This is a genomic window from Sphingomonas jaspsi DSM 18422 (assembly GCF_000585415.1).
In the GTDB taxonomy this organism is placed as follows: domain Bacteria; phylum Pseudomonadota; class Alphaproteobacteria; order Sphingomonadales; family Sphingomonadaceae; genus Sphingomicrobium; species Sphingomicrobium jaspsi.
Window position 1 is genome coordinate 961,268 of sequence record NZ_KK073876.1, and the last position, 17,478, is coordinate 978,745.

Below are 17,478 nucleotides of genomic sequence, written 5' to 3' on the forward strand. Positions count from 1 at the left end.
GCTCGGGAAAGGAGCGCCATGCGCCCGTTGATTGCCACGCTGCTTGCCGCCACCCTGCTCGCCTCGCCTGTCCATGCCGGGACGGCGGAGCTGATCAATGCCCCGTCCAAACTGGCGCCCGAATGGCAGAAACAGACCCGCGAGCTGTTCAAGCAGGTGGTCGAAATCCCGACGGTCAAGGACCGCAATGAAGTGCCGAGAATGGCCAATCTGCTGGCCGACCGGCTGAAGGCCGCGGGGATCCCGGCAAGCGATATCAGCATCATCCCCTACGAAGCGACCAAGGGCGACCAGACGGTGATGATGATCGCCCGCTGGCGTTCGCCCAAGCCGACCAAAAAGCCCATGCTGATCCTTGGTCACATGGACGTGGTCGAGGCCAAGCGCAGCGACTGGGAGCGCGACCCGTTCCAGTTCATCGAGGAAGGCGGCTATTTCTACGGGCGCGGCACCAGCGACATGAAGAACGGCATTGTCGCGACGACGATGGCGGTACTCAAGCTGAAGGCCGCGGGGTTCAAGCCCAACCGCGACATCATCCTGTTCTTTTCGGGCGACGAGGAAACGGCCGGGCAGGGGGCGACTTTGGGCGCCGACAAATATCGCAGCCTGACCGATGCCGAATTCGGGCTGAACGCCGACGGCGGGGCGGGCGGCTACACCCACGACGGCAAGCCCCTTGGATTCGCCGTGTCGACCGCGGAAAAGACCTACCAGAGCTATACGCTGACCGCGCACAATCCGGGCGGGCACAGCTCGCGGCCGCGGCCCGACAACGCCATTTACGATTTGGCCGATGCGCTAAAGGCGGTGCAGGCCTATCGCTTCACGCCGCGCCTCAACGAAACCAGCCGCGCCTATTTCGCCAAGCGGGCGCAGGACGAGGGCGACAGCGCGCTCGGCAAGGCGATCCGGGCCTGGCTTGCCAATGCAAACGACGGTGCGGCGGCGGACGCGGTGGAAGCCAGCGAGCTGGAGGTCGGCCGCACCCGCACTCGCTGCGTCGCGACGATGCTGAACGGGGGCCATGCCGACAATGCGTTGCCGCAGACCGCGCAGGCGGTAGTCAACTGCCGCATCATCCCGGGCGAGGAACCGGCGGGAACGCTGGCGCTGCTGAAGCAGATTGTCGGACCGAAGATCGAGGTCGCCTATTATGAAGACTTCATCGGCGTTCCCAGCCCGCCGTCGCCGCTTCGCGCCGACGTGCTTGGCGCCGTCAAGAAGGCGGTCAACACCGTCTACGGGCCGACCATGGACGTGTTCCCGATCATGGCCACCGGTGCCAGCGACGGCAGCTTTTTCCGGTCGAAAGGCATTCCCGTCTACGACATCGACGGAAGCTGGGGCATCATCCCCGACGACGAGCGTGCGCACGGCCTCAACGAGCGCATCCCTGTCAGGGCTATGTACGACGACGTCGTCTATTGGGAGTCGGTGATCAGCGACCTGGCCGCAAAGAAAAAGAAATAGGTCATAAAAAAGGGCCGCCCCGAAGGGCGGCCCCGGCCGGTTGCACTCGGCCTAACGCTTAGCGGATGATCGCGCGAATGACTTCGCTGATCAGCTGCGTCTTGGGATCGACGGCGTAGAGGTAGCCATCGCCATAATAATAGCGATCATAGGGATCGAGGCGGTATTGGTTGCGCCAGTCGAGCGGGACCTGGTTGTAGGTCCACTGCTGGCCGTAATTGCCCGACCAACGCTGGCCGACATTGTAACGCTTCTTGGCCTGACCCGGCGGCAGGCAGCCATTGTTCTTCTTGGCCAGTCCCGGCGGGCAGTGGCCGACGCCATAACCCATCGGCGCGCCCATGTTGTGCGCGGCATGGCCCTGGCCCTGACCGTGATTGGCGTGATCCGGCTTGGCAACGGCCGGGGCGGCGGCGGCGAGCGTGGCGACGCCCGCGAGAATCATCAGCTTTTTCATGGCAACCTTTCTACATCCGCGGTCATGAACGCAGTTTGACCGCTCGATTCATCAAAAAAACCGTCGAATCCCACTGCAGTTCCGGCCGCAACCGGTTGCCCCCCACAACTCATCCCGCTAAGCGGGCGCCGCGCCCCCATCCAAGCGACGCGCCACCCTTGGCTGCGCCTGCCATTCCCCCCGGGGGCAACGACTTAGACGGTACGAAAGGCAGACAAGGCCCATGGCTCGCAAGAAGATCGCGCTTATCGGTGCAGGCATGATCGGCGGCACGCTCGCCCATCTCGCGGCGAAGAAGGAACTGGGCGACATCGTCCTGTTCGACATCGCCGAAGGCATGCCGCAGGGCAAGGCGCTGGACCTGTCGCAGTGCGGCCCGATCGAAGGCTTCGACGCCAAGATCACGGGCACCAACGACTATGCCGACATCGCCGGTGCGGACGTCATCATCGTCACCGCCGGCGTGCCGCGCAAGCCGGGCATGAGCCGCGACGATCTGGTCGGCATCAACCTCAAGGTCATGAAGGCGGTGGGCGATGGCATCAAGACCCATGCGCCGAACGCCTTCGTCATCTGCATCACCAACCCGCTCGACGCGATGGTGTGGGCGCTGCGCGAATTTTCGGGCCTGCCGCACAACAAGGTCGTCGGCATGGCCGGCGTCCTCGACTCGGCCCGCTTCGCCACCTTCCTCGCCTTGGAATTCGGCGTCAGCGTCAAGGACGTGAACGCCTTCGTGCTCGGCGGTCATGGCGACACGATGGTCCCGGTCACCAGCTACACCACCGTCAGCGGCATCCCGGTCGACGACCTGGTCAAGATGGGCAAGTCGTCGAAGGAAGCGATCGACGCGATCGTCAAGCGCACCCGCGGCGGCGGCGGCGAGATCGTCGGCCTGCTGAAGACCGGCAGCGCCTATTACGCCCCGGCGACCAGCGCCATCGCGATGGCCGAAGCCTATCTGGGCGACCAGAAGCGCATCCTGCCCTGCGCGGTCTATGTCGACGGCAAGTATGGCCTCGACGGCCTGTATGTCGGCGTGCCGGCGGTGCTCGGCGCCAATGGCGTCGAAGAAGTCATCGAAATCGACCTCGACGAGGAAGCGAAGAACAACCTCGCCGTGTCGGTGGGCGAAGTGCGCGGCCTGCTCGAGGCGTGCAAGGCCATCGACAGCTCGCTCGCCTAACCGGCTGCAGCAACATCGTCAGTAGGGACAAGGCATGAGCATTCTCGTCAACAAGAACACCAAGGTCATCACGCAGGGGATGACCGGCGAAACCGGGACGTTCCACACCCAGCAGGCGCTGGCGTACGGGACGCAGATGGTCGGCGGCGTGACGCCGGGCAAGGGCGGGACCGAGCATATCGGGCTGCCCGTGTTCAACACCGTGCATGAAGCGGTCGAGAAAACCGGTGCCGATGCGTCGGTGATCTACGTTCCGCCGCCCTTCGCCGCGGACTCGATCCTGGAAGCGATCGACGCCGAAGTGCCGCTGATCGTCGCCATCACCGAAGGCATCCCGGTGCTCGACATGGTCAAGGTGAAGCGCGCGCTGTCGGGCTCCAAGTCGCGCCTGATCGGCCCGAACTGCCCGGGCGTGCTGACCCCGAACGAGTGCAAGATCGGCATCATGCCGGGCAACATCTTTTCAAAGGGCAGCGTCGGCGTCGTCTCGCGCTCGGGCACGCTGACCTATGAAGCGGTGTTCCAGACCACCAACGCCGGCCTTGGCCAGACCACCGCGGTCGGCATCGGCGGCGACCCGGTCAACGGCACCAACTTCATCGACATGCTCGAGCTGTTCCTGGCCGACGACGAAACCAAGTCGATCATCATGATCGGCGAAATCGGCGGCGATGCCGAAGAGCAGGCCGCGCAGTTCCTGATCGACGAGGCCAGGAAGGGCCGCAAGAAGCCGATGGTCGGCTTCATCGCCGGTCTGACCGCGCCTCCGGGCCGTCGCATGGGCCACGCCGGCGCGATCGTCTCGGGCGGCAAGGGCGGCGCCGAAGACAAGATCGCCGCGATGGAAGCGGCTGGAATTCGCGTGTCCAAGAGCCCATCTGAGCTCGGCACCACGTTGCTGGAAGTGCTGAAAGGCTGAAGTTAGTCATGGATTCGATGGGATACGAGCGCGAGCAAGGCCCGAGCTGGGCACGGCCGAACTGGCCGATCAGCACGCTCGACCCCTACACGATCGGGCTCGATCCCACCGAAGCCACGATTGAAAAGGTCGCGGAAAAGGCCAAGGCGGCCGCGGTTGCGAGCGGGGTCACCGACGAAGCTGCGATCCGAAAGGCGGCGGACGAGAGCATGCGGGCCTATACGCTGGTCCGCCTCTATCGCGTTCGCGGCCACCTGGCGGCCAAGCTCGACCCGCTCGGTCTTGCCCATCACGATCCGGTGGCCGAGCTCGACCCGTCGTTCCACGGCTTCGGCCCGGGCGACCTCGACCACAAGATCTTCCTCGGCGGGCTGCTCGGCTTCGAGAGCGCGACCATCCGCGAGATCGTCGCGGTGCTGCAGGCCAATTACTGCGGCACGGTCGGCCTTGAATATATGCACATCAACGACCTGGAGGAGCGCCGCTTCCTGCAGGAACGGATGGAAGGCAAGGATAAGGAAATCCACTTCACGCCCGAAGGCAAGAAGTCGATCCTGACCAAGGTCATTCATGGCGAGCAGTGGGAGAAATTCCTCGCCCGCAAATATGTCGGCACCAAGCGCTTCGGCCTCGACGGCGGCGAAAGCGCGATCCCCGCGCTTGAGGCCATCATCAAGTACGGCGGCCAGATGGGTGTCACCGAAATCACCGTCGGCATGGCCCACCGCGGGCGCCTCAACGTGCTGTCGAACGTGATGGGCAAGCCCTATCGCGCGATCTTCAGCGAATTCGCGGGCGGCGCGGCCAACCCCGAAGACGTCGGCGGGTCGGGCGATGTGAAGTACCACCTCGGCACCTCGTCGGATCGCGAGTTCGACGGCAACAAGGTGCATCTCAGCCTCGTCCCCAACCCCTCCCACCTCGAAGCGGTTAACCCGGTCGTGCTGGGAAAGAGCCGCGCGGTGCAGACCAATGCCGGCGACAAGCATGGCCTGACTGTCCTGCCGGTGCTGCTGCATGGCGACGCGGCGTTCGCGGGGCAGGGGATCGTGTGGGAATGCCTCGGCTTTTCCGGCCTGCCCGGCTACGGCACCGGGGGCTGCATCCATTTCGTCATCAACAACCAGGTCGGATTCACCACCAGCCCGCAATATGCGCGTTCGTCGCCCTATCCCTCGGACGTGGCCAAGGGCATCCAGGCGCCGATCCTGCACGTCAATGGCGACGACCCCGAAGCGGTCACCTTCGCCTGCAAACTGGCGATCGAATATCGCCAGCAGTTCCGCCGCGACATCGTAATCGACATGTGGTGCTATCGCCGCTTCGGCCACAATGAGGGTGACGAGCCGATGTTCACCCAGCCGCTGATGTATGCGGAAATCGCCAAGCATCCGCCGATCAGCCAGATCTACGCCAAGCGGCTGATCGCCGAGGGCGTGGTGGACCAGGCGTGGGTGGACGAACAGACCAAGCAGTTCACGACGCTGCTGGAAGGCGAGTTCGAGGCGGGGTCGACCTATCTGCCCAACAAGGCGGACTGGTTCGAAGGGCGCTGGGCGGGGCTGGGCAAGCCCTATGAGCCGATCGACGGCCGTCGCAACGTCAACACCGCCATTTCCTACGAGCAATATGACGGGCTGACCAAGCTGCTCACCACGGTGCCGGAGAGCCTGACCGTCCACAAGACGCTCGCCCGTATCATCGAGGCGCGCAAGAAGACGCTGGAAGGCGGCGAAGGGATCGATTGGGCGACGGGCGAAGCGCTCGCCTTCGGCAGCCTGGTGGAAGACGAGTTTTCGGTCCGCCTGTCGGGCCAGGATTCGGGCCGCGGCACCTTCAGCCAGCGCCACGCCGTCTGGGTCGACCAGAAAAGCGGCGAGAAATATATCCCGCTCCGCCAGATCAACGACGGCCAGCCGCGCCCGCGCTTCGAAGTGCGCGACAGCCCGCTGAGCGAATTCGGCGTTCTCGGTTTCGAATATGGCTATTCGATTTCCGACCCGAAGACGTTGGTGCTGTGGGAAGCGCAGTTCGGCGATTTCGCCAATGGCGCGCACACCATCATCGACCAGTTCATCGCCGCGGGCGAGGCCAAGTGGCTGCGCGCGTCGGGGCTGGTGATGCTGCTGCCGCACGGGTTTGAGGGGCAGGGGCCGGAGCATAGCTCGGCGCGGCTCGAACGCTTCCTGCAGCTGTGCGCGGAAGATAATCTGCAGGTCGCGAACATTACGACCCCGGCCAATTACTTCCATGTGCTGCGCCGCCAGATGCACCGCGAATTCCGCAAGCCGCTGATCATCATGACGCCCAAGTCGCTGCTGCGGCACAAGCTGGCGGTGTCTCGCCGTGAGGATTTCGTCGGCGACGGCCATTTCAAGCGCATCCTGAGCGACCTCAATCCGCCGGCCGAGGGCGCGACCGAGCGGCTGGTGCTGTGTTCGGGCAAGGTCAGCTATGAGCTGATGGAAGCGCGCGACAAGGCAAACGACGGCGTCACGCAGATCGTCCGCATCGAACAGCTTTATCCCTTCCCGTCGGAACCGCTGGTCAAGCGGCTGCAGGCGATGAAGAAGCTGAGGGAAGTGGTCTGGGCGCAGGAAGAACCGCGCAACAATGGCGCCTGGTTCTTCGTCGAAAGCTTGATCGAGGAATGCCTTGCCGAGGCAGGCTTTGCGGGGATGCGGCCGCGTTATGCGGGCCGCTGCGCCTCGGCCAGCCCGGCGACCGGCCTTGCCAAGCGCCATGCGGAGCAGCAGGCGGCGCTGATTGCCGACGCGCTCGGCCATATCGAAGCACGCGCCGCGGCCAAGGAAGCCGCGGTCGAAACCGTTCAGAAGGCCGGGAAGGCCGGGAGTTGATCGAACAATGAGCACCGACGTCAAGGTCCCCGCGCTGGGCGAATCGATCACCGAAGCGACCGTCGGCCAATGGCTGAAGGCGCCCGGCGATGCGGTTGCGATCGACGAACCGATCGTCAGCCTGGAAACCGACAAGGTCAGCGTCGAAGTGCCCTCGCCGGTCGCGGGAACGCTGAGCGAACAGTTGTTCGCGGAAGGCGACACGGTCGAGGTTGGTGCGGTCATCGCGCGCGTCGGCGAAGGCGCTGCCGCTGCGGCTGCCCCGGCGCCCGCCGCTGCACCGGCGGCTGAAGCGCCTGCCGCGCCCTCGACGGAAGCAGCTGCGGCTGGCGATGCGTCGCTGACGCTGTCGCCGGCGGTTCGCCGCGCGGTGCTCGAAAACCATGTCGATCCCTCGACCATCAAGGGGTCGGGCAAGGACGGCCGCATCACCAAGGACGATGTGATCGCCGCCGCCAGCGCGAAGAAGGCCGCGCCGGCTCCGGTTGCGCCGGCCGCTACCGCTTCGGCTGCTCCTGCCGCGCCGGTCGCCGCCAAGGGATCGCGCATCGAGGAACGGGTCAAGATGACCCGCCTGCGCCAGACCATCGCGTCGCGCCTCAAGGATGCGCAGAACACCGCGGCGCTGCTCACCACCTTCAACGACGTCGACATGTCTGCGGTGATCGACGCTCGGAACCGCTACAAGGATTTGTTCGAGAAGAAGCATGGCATCCGCCTTGGCTTCATGAGCTTCTTCGTGAAGGCCTCGGCGCTCGCCGCGCGCGACGTGCCGTCGGTCAACGCGCGCATCGAAGGCGACGAGATCGTCTATAACAACTATCTCGACGTGTCGGTCGCGGTGTCGGCACCGAAGGGCCTCGTCGTCCCGGTCGTGCGCAACGCCGAAAGCATGAGCTTCGCCGAAATCGAGCAGGCCATCGCGGGCTTCGGCAAGAAGGCCAAGGATGGCACGCTGACCGCCGACGACATGAAGGGCGGTACCTTCACCATTTCCAACGGCGGCGTGTTCGGATCGTTGCTGTCGACCCCGATCATCAACCCGCCGCAGTCGGCGGTGCTCGGCCTCCACCGCATCGAAGAACGTCCCGTCGTCCGCGACGGCCAGGTGGTGGTGAAGCCGATGATGTACTTGGCGCTGAGCTACGACCACCGCCTCATCGACGGCCGCGAAGCGGTCACCTTCCTCGTTCGCATCAAGGAAGCGATCGAAGACCCGACCCGCCTGCTGATCGACCTTTAAGGAATACCCCATGGCAGACTATGATTTCGATGTTCTGGTCATCGGCGCCGGTCCCGGCGGTTATGTTGCAGCGATCCGCGCGGCGCAGCTGGGGCTGAAGACCGCCTGCGCGGAAAGCCGCGAGACGCTGGGCGGCACCTGCCTCAACGTCGGCTGCATCCCGTCGAAGGCGATGCTCCACGCGTCGGAATATTTCGACGCGGCGGCCAATGGCGCGATGGCCAAGATGGGCATCGAGGTCACGCCCAAGCTCAACCTCGACGCGATGCACGGCCAGCGCCGCGACGCGGTCAAGCAGCTGACCGGCGGGATCGAATTCCTGTTCAAGAAGAACAAGGTCGAATGGCTGAAGGGCCTCGCCACCTTCGAAGACGCGCACAGCGTGTCGGTCGCGGGCAAGAAGGTCACCGCCAAGAACATCGTCATCGCCACCGGTTCGTCGGTGACCCCGCTGCCGGGTGTCACCATCGACGAGAAGGTCGTGGTGTCGTCGACCGGCGCGCTCGAGCTGGAGAAAGTCCCCGAGCATATGGTCGTCATCGGCGGCGGCGTGATCGGGCTTGAACTGGGCAGCGTGTGGCGCCGCCTGGGCGCCAAGGTCACCTGCGTCGAATATCTCGATGCGATCCTGCCCGGCATGGACATGGACGTGCGCAAAGAAGCGCTGAAGATCTTCAAGAAGCAGGGCATCGAGTTCAAGCTCGGCACCAAGGTCACTGGCGTGCAAGTGAATGGCGGAACCGCCACCCTGACGCTCGAACCCGCCAAGGGCGGCGAGACCGAGATGCTGAACGCCGATTGCGTGCTGGTATCGATCGGGCGCAAGCCCAACACCGACGGCCTCGGCCTCGACAAAATCGGGCTGGCGGTCAACCAGCGCGGCCAGATCGAAACCGATCATGACTTCCGCACCAAGGTCGACGGCGTGTGGGCGATCGGCGACGTCATCCCCGGCCCGATGCTGGCGCACAAGGCCGAGGACGAAGGCATTGCGGTCGCGGAGAATATCGCGGGCCTGACCGGCATCGTGAACCACGACCTCATTCCCGGCGTGGTCTACACCTGGCCGGAAATCGCGGGCGTGGGCCTGACCGAAGAGGACGCCAAGGCGAAATATGGCGAGGTCAAGGTTGGCAAGTTCCCGATGCTCGCCAACAGCCGCGCAAAGACCAACCACGAACCCGACGGCTTCGTGAAAGTCATCGCCGATGCCAAGAGCGACCGCGTGCTGGGTGTGTGGTGCATCGCATCGGTCGCCGGCACGATGATCGCGCAGGCGACGCAGGCGATGGAATTCGGCGCAACGAGCGAAGATATCGCCTACACCTGCCACGCCCACCCGACCCATTCGGAAGCGATCAAGGAAGCGGCGATGGCGGTGACGGGCAAGCCGATCCACATCTGACGCGATCGTTAACGCTGTCGGTTGTCGGCAACAGTCGGCGGGCAAGTTAGCGTTAAGATAACAAAAATCATGCCGTTCACGCTTCGTCCCGCTATGGCGGGACCAGGGCGATTCGCGCCGGTCGGTTGGGGACGAGCCGAGTGGCGCCGGTGAATCGACCGGGACCAGGGGGAATGTCATGGCAATTCGCGCGACCTTGCGCCGTTATCACGTCTGGCTGGGCTGGCTGGTCGGCATCCCGATGCTGTTCTGGACCGTGTCGGGGCTGATGATGGTCGCCAAGCCGATCGAGGAAGTTCGCGGCACCGACCTGCTCCGCCCGCTGGCGCCGGTGGTATCCACTGCCGACGTGATCCTGCCCATCATCGACGGCCGGTCGCTCAAATCGATGCGGCTGGAGAGCCGCGCCGACGGGCCACGCTGGGTGCTGGAATTTGCGGACGGCGCGACGCGTCTCGCCGATGCCCGCACCGGCAGCCTGCTGCCCGCACTGTCCGCCGCCGACGCCGCTCGCGAAATTGCGAGCCGCTATACCGGCAAGGCCAGCATCGTCGCCACGCGCCGGGTCGATCCGCGCCATCCGCCGCTGGAATTTCGTCGCGACACGCCGGCGTGGCAGGTTGAGATGAGCGACGACACCCACTTCTTCGTTGACGCGGGCAATGGCGACGTGATCGCCAGGCGCACCGGATGGTGGCGCGTCTACGACTTCTTCTGGGGCCTGCACATCATGGACCTGCAGGGCCGTGAAGAAACCAGCAACCCGTGGGTCGTCACCTTCGGCGCGCTGGCGACGGTGATGGCGCTGCTCGCGATCGTCCTGTTGCCGATGACGGGCCGCCGCCGGCGCCCAAAGCAGGCCTAGCCTTCGAGCCACCCGGCAAGCGTCGTCATCCACCCGACTTTCGCTTGCTGCGCCGGTCGCGGGGTCGCATCGGACATGCATTCGAGACAGCGGACCTGTACCGTCGGACCGGCCATGATCCGCTGCAGGTCGGCGATGACCCGCAACATGGTGTCCGCCGGCATCGGCGACAGGCTGGCGAGCGCGTCGGCCGGGGCCGCTTCAGGCTCGTCGTCCTCGCTGGAGAAGCCTGACAGCAGGCTGGCCCAACCTGTCGGATGCGCTTCGAGATAGGTGACGTCGCGTTCGTCGCCCAGCTTGGCCAGTTCGGCCGCCTTGGCGATCGCATCGTCGAGATCGCCATATTGGTCGATCAGCCCGATCTGGCGCGCCGTTCCGCCGTCCCACACGCGGCCCTGCGCGATGCGGTCGATGTCGGCGGGGGTCTTCTTGCGCGCCTGGGCGACGATCGACAGGAATTTGGCATAAACCTGTTCTACCCCCGCCTGGACGTAGGCGTTGGCTTCGGGTGAGGGGCCTTTCATCAGGTCGGGTTCGCCCGACAGCGTCGTCGTCTTGACCCCGTCCGCACCGATTCCGACCTTGGCCAGCGTGCCCTGGAAGCTGGGCAGGATGCCGAACACCCCGATCGAGCCGGTGATGGTCGACGGCTCGGCGAAGACATAGTCGCCGGCGGTCGACACCCAATAGCCGCCCGACGCCGCGACATTGCCCATCGATACCACCACGGGCAGGCCCTTGGCCTTGGCGTCGAGCAGCGATTTGCGGATGCGTTCGGACGCGAGGGCCGACCCCCCTGGGCTGTCGATCCGTACCACCAGCGCCTTGAGGTTGCCGTCGGCGAGGCCCTTTTCGACCGCACGGGCGATGGTGTCGCCGCCGGCCGATCCGGGACCTGCCTTGCCGTCGACGATGTCGCCGGCGACGGTGACGAGGCCGATCGGGCCGTCTTCATGCTTCACCGCATCGCGGATATAGGAGGCCAGCTTGATCCGCTTGTACCCTCGGGCACTGTCGCTGTCCTGGCCGCCCAGTTCGGCCAGGCGGTTTTCATAGTCGCGGCGTTCGCCGATGCGGTCGACAAGTTGCAGGCTCTTGGCCGCGCCGCTGAGATTGCCCTTCGACGAGGCGAGGACGCCCGCCGGATCGGTCAACAGGCGCTTCAGGCCCGGCGCCGCCTTGGGCCGGGCGCGGTTCACTTCAAGCGTCCAGCCTTCGAGCAGGGCGCCGGCCAGCGCCTGCGCATTTTCCTTGGCTTCCGGCGACATGTCGCTGCGAATGTAAGGCTCGACCGCGCTCTTGTAGGTGCCGACCCGGTAGACGTTGGCAGTCACGCCCAGCTTGTCGAGCAGGCCCTTGTAATAGAGGCGGCTGCCGCCCGGCCCGGCGATCGCCACTGCGCCCAGTTCGGGCAGCCAGACTTCGGACGCGTGGGCGGCCAGCTGGTAGCGATCGTCGGTGTAGCCGGTGGCGAAGGCCAATACCGGCTTCCCGCTCTTGCGCACCTCGTCCATCGCTTCGCCGACGGCGCTCAGCGCGGTCTGCCCGCCGCCGAGGAAGCCATCGAGGTCGAGCGACACGGCCTTCACCCGGTCGTCATCCTTTGCCGTGCGCAGCGCGGCGACGACATCGCGCACCGCATATTCGTGGGTGACATCGCCCATGCCCGACAAGGAGGATAAGGGGTCGGTGGCTGCTGGCTGCTCGACGATCGACCCGTTAAGGTCCATCGCCAGCACGCCGTCACCGATGGCAGCCGGCTTCGACGACAGGGCGGCATAGAGCAGCCCGAAGAACATCAGCATGAAAACCAGGACCAGCGCATCCTTGATGCCGACCAGCAACTTCCACACTGCGGACACGAACTTCATGGCTTCACTCCACCGATTTGGCCTCCTGCCTAGACCAGCACCGCGCCGTGGCCCAAGGCTTTTCGACCGAAGGATTGGCGGCTAGGGCCGCACGCGATGGCAGACAGCCCCACCTATGTGCCCGGCAAGGGGCCGTGGCGCGCCGAATTCGGTGCGACGCTGGCGCTCGCCTGGCCGCTGATCCTGTCCAACCTCACCATGTCGGCGATCCAGGCGACCGACGTGGTGCTGATGGGCTGGCTGGGCTCGCGTCAGCTGGCGGCGTCGGCCTTGGGGCTCAATTTCACCTTCGCCTTCACACTGGTCGCGCTGGGCCTGATCACCGCGGCGTCGCCGATGATGGCGACCGCGCTGGGAACCAGGCGGCGCACGCTGCACGAAGTACGGCGGACGTTCCGCCAGTCGATGTGGCTGGTGATCACGCTGGTCGTGCCGATCTGGATCGTCCAGTGGAATGCGGAAAGCCTCATTCTCGGGCTGGGACAGGAACCGGCGCTGGCCCGCGACGCGCAGATTTTCCTGCGCGGTTACATGTGGTCGGCGCTGCCCTTCCTGGCGTTCCAGACCATGCGCAACTTCGTCGCCGCGCTCGAACGGCCGGGCTGGGTGCTGGCGATCAGCCTCATCGGGATCCTGCTCAACGCTTTGCTCGGCTACGGCCTCATCTTCGGCCACTTCGGCCTGCCGCAATGGGGAATTTTCGGCGGCGGGCTGGCCAGCAGCATCGTGTGGACCCTGCTCGCGCTGCTGCTTGCGCTGGTGGTCGTGCGCGATCGCCAGTTCCGCCGCTATCACCTCTTCGGTCGCTTCTGGCGGCCCGACTGGCCGCGCTACCGCCACCTGTGGAAGCTCGGCCTTCCGATCGGCCTGGCCATGGGGTTCGAAGGCGGCGTGTTCAGCGCCGCAGCCTATCTGATGGGGCTGATCAATGCCGACAGCCTCGCCGCCCATGCCGTTGCGCTGCAGATTGCGGCGATGAGCTTCATGGTGCCGTGGGGCATGGCACAGGCGGCAACCGTGCGTGTGGGCATCGCCTTGGGGCAGGGCGACCGTGCCGCGATCGGACGGGCAGGCTGGACCGCGTGGATATTGGGCGTCGGCTTCATGGCGGTGATGGCCGTCATGATGTGGGCGATCCCGCGGCAACTGATCACCCTTTTCCTCGACGACACGCCTGCCAATGCGACCGTCATCGCGCTCGGCGTCTCCTTCCTCGGCGTGGCGGCAGTGTTCCAGATCGTGGACGGGGCGCAGGTGGTCGGCGCGGGCATGCTGCGCGGCCTGCACGACACCCGCATCCCGATGCTGTTCACGCTGGTCGGTTATTGGGGCATCGGAATTGGCGTCGGTGCCTGGCTCGCCTTCGCCAAGGATTGGGGCGGGGTCGGGCTGTGGACGGGGCTAGCGGTCGGCTTGGCGATCGTTTCGGTCCTGATGCTGTGGCGCTGGCGACACCGCGAGCAGCTTGGCCTGGGTAAAACCGCCGCGAGTGCCGTCCCTCACTGATTTTTTTCAGCCTTTCGAATCGTTGACGAATAGGAAAGCGCCACCCATATGCGGCGCATCGCTGGCACTCCGGTTCAAAGAGTGCCAGCGGAAGCATTTTCAACGAAGCAACAAAGGGTGAAAGAAACATGGGTTTCCGACCGCTTCACGACCGTGTCCTCGTCCGCCGCGTCGAGGCTGAAGAAAAGACCGCCGGCGGGATCATCATCCCGGATTCGGCCAAGGAAAAGCCGCAGGAAGGCGAAGTCGTCGCCGTCGGCACCGGCGCCCGCGCCGATGACGGCAAGGTGACCCCGCTCGACGTCAAGGCCGGCGACAAGATCCTGTTCGGCAAATGGTCGGGCACCGAGGTCAAGATCGACGGTGAAGACCTGATCATCATGAAGGAAAGCGACATCCTGGGCATCGTCGGCTGACGCCTTCGAACCGGAACGCTTCCTCTTTCCCTAATCATTCAATCCAAGGAACAAGCACATGGCTGCCAAGGACGTGAAATTCAGCCGCGATGCGCGTGAACGCATCCTCAAGGGCGTCGACATCCTCGCCGACGCCGTCAAGGTGACGCTGGGGCCGAAGGGTCGCAACGTCGTCATCGACAAGAGCTTCGGCGCACCGCGCATCACCAAGGACGGCGTCAGCGTCGCCAAGGAAATCGAGCTCAAGGACAAGTTCGAAAACATGGGCGCGCAGATGCTGCGCGAAGTCGCGTCGAAGACCAACGACCTCGCCGGTGACGGCACCACCACCGCGACCGTTCTCGCCCAGGCGATCGTTCGCGAAGGCATGAAGTCGGTTGCCGCCGGCATGAACCCGATGGACCTCAAGCGCGGCATCGATCTGGCCGTCGCCAAGGTCGTCGAAGACATCAAGGGCCGCTCGAAGCCGGTCGCCGGCACGGCCGAAATTGCGCAGGTCGGCATCATCTCGGCCAACGGCGACACTGAAGTCGGCGAAAAGATCGCGGAAGCGATGGACAAGGTCGGCAAGGAAGGCGTCATCACCGTCGAGGAAGCCAAGGGCCTCGAATTCGAACTGGACGTCGTCGAAGGCATGCAGTTCGACCGCGGCTACCTGTCGCCCTACTTCATCACCAACCCGGAAAAGATGCAGGTCGAACTGGCCGACCCCTACATCCTGATCCACGAAAAGAAGCTGTCGTCGCTGCAGGCGATGCTGCCGATCCTCGAAGCGGTGGTGCAATCGGGTCGTCCGCTGCTCATCATCGCCGAAGACATTGAAGGCGAAGCGCTGGCGACCCTCGTCGTCAACAAGCTGCGCGGCGGCCTCAAGGTCGCGGCGGTCAAGGCGCCGGGCTTCGGCGATCGTCGCAAGGCGATGCTCGAAGACATCGCCATCCTGACGGGCGGCGAGATGATCTCGGAAGACCTCGGCATCAAGCTCGAAAACGTCACCGTTGGCATGCTCGGCACCGCCAAGAAGGTCGTGATCGACAAGGACAACACGACCATCGTCGACGGTTCGGGCACGCATGAGCAGATCGAGGGCCGCACGCTCGCGATCAAGCAGCAGATCGAAAACACCACCAGCGACTATGACCGCGAGAAGCTGCAAGAGCGTCTCGCCAAGCTCGCTGGCGGCGTGGCCGTGATCAAGGTCGGCGGTGCCACCGAGGTTGAGGTGAAGGAGCGCAAGGACCGCGTCGATGACGCGCTTCACGCGACCCGCGCCGCGGTCGAGGAAGGCATCGTTCCGGGCGGCGGAACCGCGCTGCTTTACGCCACCAAGGCTCTCGAAGGCCTGAAGGGCGCGAACGACGACCAGACCCGCGGCATCGACATCATCCGCAAGGCGATCGAAGCCCCGCTTCGCCAGATCGCCCAGAACGCGGGTGTCGACGGCGCCGTCGTCGCCGGCAACCTGCTGCGCGAAGGTGACGTGACCCAGGGCTTCAACGCCGCGACCGACACCTATGAAAACCTCGTCGCCGCGGGCGTCGTCGACCCGACCAAGGTCGTCCGCACCGCGCTGCAGGACGCGGCCTCGGTCGCCGGCCTGCTGATCACCACCGAAGCCACCATCGCGGAACTGCCGGACGACAAGCCGGCAATGCCGATGGGCGGCGGAATGGGCGGCATGGGCGGCATGGACTTCTAACGTCCGCGTCACACCGCAACCGACAAGAGGGCCGGGAACGCCAAATTCCCGGCCCTTTTTTAATGCGCGCAATTCGCAAACCAATTTTCAACCAGTCCCGGTTACAAGCCATTGACGTTCGAACGGATGGGGTTGGACGAGTTGGGCGGACTGTTGTTCCTGATTTGGGTGGCGTTCTGGATCTGGGCGCTGAAGGCGGCCTATGGGAAAATTGCGGCCACCTTCGGCAACGCGCTGTCCGGCGATTGGGGCACCGCCTTCCGCGGGTCTGCGGGCCGCGAATGGGATCGCGATGCTTATGCCCGGTTGACGCGGGTCGACCGCACGCAGCAGAAAATCGCGCCGCCGAGCCTCGACGAGATGACCGACGACCTTGAAGCGACGCTGCGGGAAGAAGAGGCGAGCGCGGCCGAACTCACCGATGCGATCCGCCAGCGCGAGGAGAATATCCGGGTGCTGCAAGGCCACGCCGCGGACTGGCGCGAGCGGGCCGGCGTGGCGGTCGCCAAGGGCCGCGACGATCTTGCCCGGCAGGCACTGGCCGAAGCGCAGGATTGCGATGCCAAGGCCAAGGCCAGCGAGCAGGCGGTGGCCGAATTGCGCACCATCCTCGACAGTTACACCGACGAAATCGCGACGCTACGGCAGCGGCTGAACGAGGGATTGAGCCGGAAACTGGTTGCCGAGGCGCGGCTCGAACGCGCCCGTATCGGGCAGCGTGCTTCGCGCCTGTTGCAGGACGACGGGACGGACAAGCTCGACCAGGCGATGGATCGGTTCGAACGACAAGCCGACACGGCCGAGGGGCAGTGGTAGGCGCAGGCCCTGGGTGGGTTCGGGCGCAAGAAGGTCACGGCTCAAGTATCGCTGCCCGAGCCCGACGTCATCCCGCCGGACGTCACCAAGCGCTGGGACGCCGCCATCGAACGGCAACTGCAGGAATTGAAACGGCGGTCCGATCCGCCATCGGGTGCCAGCGCGGCCTGACCGTTTATTGCGCCGCGTTGGTCGGCGTCACGTCATTGGCAGCAAGATTGTCGAGCATCGCACCAGCCTCGTCGAGCTGGGCGTTTTCGGTGGCTGTCGGCGGCTCGGGTTGCGGCTCTCGGTTGCAGGCGGCGAGCAATAGCAAAATGGGTAAGGCGCGGATCATCGCGCAACCATCCACGAAAAAAGGCCGCCCGCACAAGGCGGACGGCCCTCTTTTTCCGCATCCCCGAAGGGAGCGGAAAGCGAATTACATCGCGTTGTCGGCAGCGTCAGCCGCGTTGTCGACCGCTTCAGCAGCGTTGTCGACCGCATTGCCGGCGGCGTCGAGCGCGTTGTCGACGCTTTCGCCCATGGCGTTGGCGTCGGCTTCGACGGCGTTTTCCACGCCGGCGTTTTCAACGGCGTTTTCAGTCTTCGATTCGCACGCGGCAAGGCCGAGCGCGAGGACCGCAACGGTCAGTGCAACCTTCTTCATGATCGTTCCATTCCTAGCTATTGGGCCCGACCCCCCTTGCGAGGGCCCGAGCCGGCTCGGCCTGCCACAAGGGTCAGGCCAGTGCGCGGGGATATAGAGCAAAAATCGGTCACGC

At 65.1% G+C, this 17,478-nt stretch carries 15 protein-coding genes; 11 read left to right on the forward strand and 4 right to left on the reverse strand.

The genetic code is table 11. The features are described 5' to 3' along the window. The first annotated feature begins 18 nt into the window (after nucleotides 1–18). Complete coding sequence (locus G570_RS04865) at nucleotides 19–1,473, forward strand: M20/M25/M40 family metallo-hydrolase (RefSeq protein ID WP_037499723.1); 1,455 nt, start codon at nucleotides 19–21, stop codon at nucleotides 1,471–1,473. A 58-nt stretch (nucleotides 1,474–1,531) separates the two neighbouring features. Here G570_RS04865 and G570_RS13920 read toward each other — a convergent pair whose 3' ends face one another. Then, nucleotides 1,532–1,930 (reverse strand): hypothetical protein, encoded by a 399-nt coding sequence (locus tag G570_RS13920; RefSeq protein WP_051504046.1) that lies wholly within the window; start codon nucleotides 1,928–1,930, stop codon nucleotides 1,532–1,534. A gap of 223 nt (nucleotides 1,931–2,153) precedes the next feature. On the opposite strand from G570_RS13920, the gene mdh reads away from it, so the two are divergent. From mdh to G570_RS04900, 6 genes are all read left to right on the forward strand, one after another. Continuing rightward, on the forward strand, nucleotides 2,154–3,116 hold the full coding sequence (mdh, locus tag G570_RS04875) for a malate dehydrogenase (protein WP_037499724.1): 963 nt from the start codon (nucleotides 2,154–2,156) through the stop codon (nucleotides 3,114–3,116). Between the two features lie 34 nt (nucleotides 3,117–3,150). Next, nucleotides 3,151–4,035 (forward strand): succinate--CoA ligase subunit alpha, encoded by an 885-nt coding sequence (gene sucD, locus G570_RS04880; protein ID WP_037499726.1) that lies wholly within the window; start codon nucleotides 3,151–3,153, stop codon nucleotides 4,033–4,035. Between the two features lie 17 nt (nucleotides 4,036–4,052). Continuing rightward, nucleotides 4,053–6,893, forward strand: coding sequence for a 2-oxoglutarate dehydrogenase E1 component (locus G570_RS04885; protein ID WP_051504518.1), 2,841 nt, complete (start codon nucleotides 4,053–4,055; stop codon nucleotides 6,891–6,893). 7 nt (nucleotides 6,894–6,900) lie between these two features. Then, the gene (gene odhB, locus G570_RS04890) at nucleotides 6,901–8,136 is read left to right on the forward strand and encodes a 2-oxoglutarate dehydrogenase complex dihydrolipoyllysine-residue succinyltransferase (protein WP_037499728.1); all 1,236 of its coding nucleotides are present in this window, start codon (nucleotides 6,901–6,903) and stop codon (nucleotides 8,134–8,136) included. Nucleotides 8,137–8,146: 10 nt separating this feature from the next. Then, a complete protein-coding gene (gene lpdA, locus G570_RS04895; RefSeq protein ID WP_037499730.1) occupies nucleotides 8,147–9,541 on the forward strand; it encodes a dihydrolipoyl dehydrogenase in 1,395 nt (464 codons plus the stop codon). 178 nt (nucleotides 9,542–9,719) lie between these two features. After that, nucleotides 9,720–10,406: a PepSY domain-containing protein gene (locus G570_RS04900; protein ID WP_037499732.1), complete on the forward strand. Its 687-nt coding sequence runs from the start codon at nucleotides 9,720–9,722 to the stop codon at nucleotides 10,404–10,406. Here the strand turns inward: G570_RS04900 and sppA are convergent. Beyond that, a complete protein-coding gene (gene sppA / locus G570_RS04905; protein ID WP_037499733.1) occupies nucleotides 10,403–12,277 on the reverse strand; it encodes a signal peptide peptidase SppA in 1,875 nt (624 codons plus the stop codon). The two genes, G570_RS04900 and sppA, sit on opposite strands and share 4 nt — an antisense overlap. Nucleotides 12,278–12,373: 96 nt before the next feature. Between sppA and G570_RS04910 the strand changes: the two genes are divergently transcribed. The 4 genes from G570_RS04910 (at nucleotide 12,374) to G570_RS04925 (ending at nucleotide 16,714) form a co-directional block, all read left to right on the forward strand. Further along, nucleotides 12,374–13,783 (forward strand): MATE family efflux transporter, encoded by a 1,410-nt coding sequence (locus tag G570_RS04910; RefSeq protein ID WP_051504047.1) that lies wholly within the window; start codon nucleotides 12,374–12,376, stop codon nucleotides 13,781–13,783. Between the two features lie 128 nt (nucleotides 13,784–13,911). Next, nucleotides 13,912–14,199, forward strand: coding sequence for a co-chaperone GroES (gene groES / locus G570_RS04915; protein WP_037499735.1), 288 nt, complete (start codon nucleotides 13,912–13,914; stop codon nucleotides 14,197–14,199). A gap of 58 nt (nucleotides 14,200–14,257) precedes the next feature. Then, a complete protein-coding gene (gene groL, locus G570_RS04920; protein ID WP_037499737.1) occupies nucleotides 14,258–15,898 on the forward strand; it encodes a chaperonin GroEL in 1,641 nt (546 codons plus the stop codon). A 168-nt stretch (nucleotides 15,899–16,066) separates the two neighbouring features. Continuing rightward, a complete protein-coding gene (locus tag G570_RS04925; RefSeq protein WP_169731730.1) occupies nucleotides 16,067–16,714 on the forward strand; it encodes a PspA/IM30 family protein in 648 nt (215 codons plus the stop codon). A 175-nt stretch (nucleotides 16,715–16,889) separates the two neighbouring features. Here G570_RS04925 and G570_RS13595 read toward each other — a convergent pair whose 3' ends face one another. Together G570_RS13595 and G570_RS04930 are read right to left on the reverse strand one after the other, a co-directional pair. Further along, the gene (locus G570_RS13595) at nucleotides 16,890–17,051 is read right to left on the reverse strand and encodes a hypothetical protein (protein WP_156930325.1); all 162 of its coding nucleotides are present in this window, start codon (nucleotides 17,049–17,051) and stop codon (nucleotides 16,890–16,892) included. 84 nt (nucleotides 17,052–17,135) lie between these two features. After that, the gene (locus G570_RS04930) at nucleotides 17,136–17,363 is read right to left on the reverse strand and encodes a circumsporozoite protein (RefSeq protein WP_342665221.1); all 228 of its coding nucleotides are present in this window, start codon (nucleotides 17,361–17,363) and stop codon (nucleotides 17,136–17,138) included. Nucleotides 17,364–17,478: the final 115 nt, after the last annotated feature.

What these genes read in the sequence shown, in the direction of transcription:
- G570_RS04865 (WP_037499723.1), top strand. Translation starts at nt 19, where the DNA reads ATGCGCCCGTTGATTGCCACGCTGCTTGCCGCCACCCTGCTCGCCTCG.
- G570_RS13920 (WP_051504046.1), bottom strand. Translation starts at nt 1,930, where the DNA reads ATGAAAAAGCTGATGATTCTCGCGGGCGTCGCCACGCTCGCCGCCGCC.
- mdh (WP_037499724.1), top strand. Translation starts at nt 2,154, where the DNA reads ATGGCTCGCAAGAAGATCGCGCTTATCGGTGCAGGCATGATCGGCGGC.
- sucD (WP_037499726.1), top strand. Translation starts at nt 3,151, where the DNA reads ATGAGCATTCTCGTCAACAAGAACACCAAGGTCATCACGCAGGGGATG.
- G570_RS04885 (WP_051504518.1), top strand. Translation starts at nt 4,053, where the DNA reads ATGGGATACGAGCGCGAGCAAGGCCCGAGCTGGGCACGGCCGAACTGG.
- odhB (WP_037499728.1), top strand. Translation starts at nt 6,901, where the DNA reads ATGAGCACCGACGTCAAGGTCCCCGCGCTGGGCGAATCGATCACCGAA.
- lpdA (WP_037499730.1), top strand. Translation starts at nt 8,147, where the DNA reads ATGGCAGACTATGATTTCGATGTTCTGGTCATCGGCGCCGGTCCCGGC.
- G570_RS04900 (WP_037499732.1), top strand. Translation starts at nt 9,720, where the DNA reads ATGGCAATTCGCGCGACCTTGCGCCGTTATCACGTCTGGCTGGGCTGG.
- sppA (WP_037499733.1), bottom strand. Translation starts at nt 12,277, where the DNA reads ATGAAGTTCGTGTCCGCAGTGTGGAAGTTGCTGGTCGGCATCAAGGAT.
- G570_RS04910 (WP_051504047.1), top strand. Translation starts at nt 12,374, where the DNA reads ATGGCAGACAGCCCCACCTATGTGCCCGGCAAGGGGCCGTGGCGCGCC.
- groES (WP_037499735.1), top strand. Translation starts at nt 13,912, where the DNA reads ATGGGTTTCCGACCGCTTCACGACCGTGTCCTCGTCCGCCGCGTCGAG.
- groL (WP_037499737.1), top strand. Translation starts at nt 14,258, where the DNA reads ATGGCTGCCAAGGACGTGAAATTCAGCCGCGATGCGCGTGAACGCATC.
- G570_RS13595 (WP_156930325.1), bottom strand. Translation starts at nt 17,051, where the DNA reads ATGATCCGCGCCTTACCCATTTTGCTATTGCTCGCCGCCTGCAACCGA.
- G570_RS04930 (WP_342665221.1), bottom strand. Translation starts at nt 17,363, where the DNA reads ATGAAGAAGGTTGCACTGACCGTTGCGGTCCTCGCGCTCGGCCTTGCC.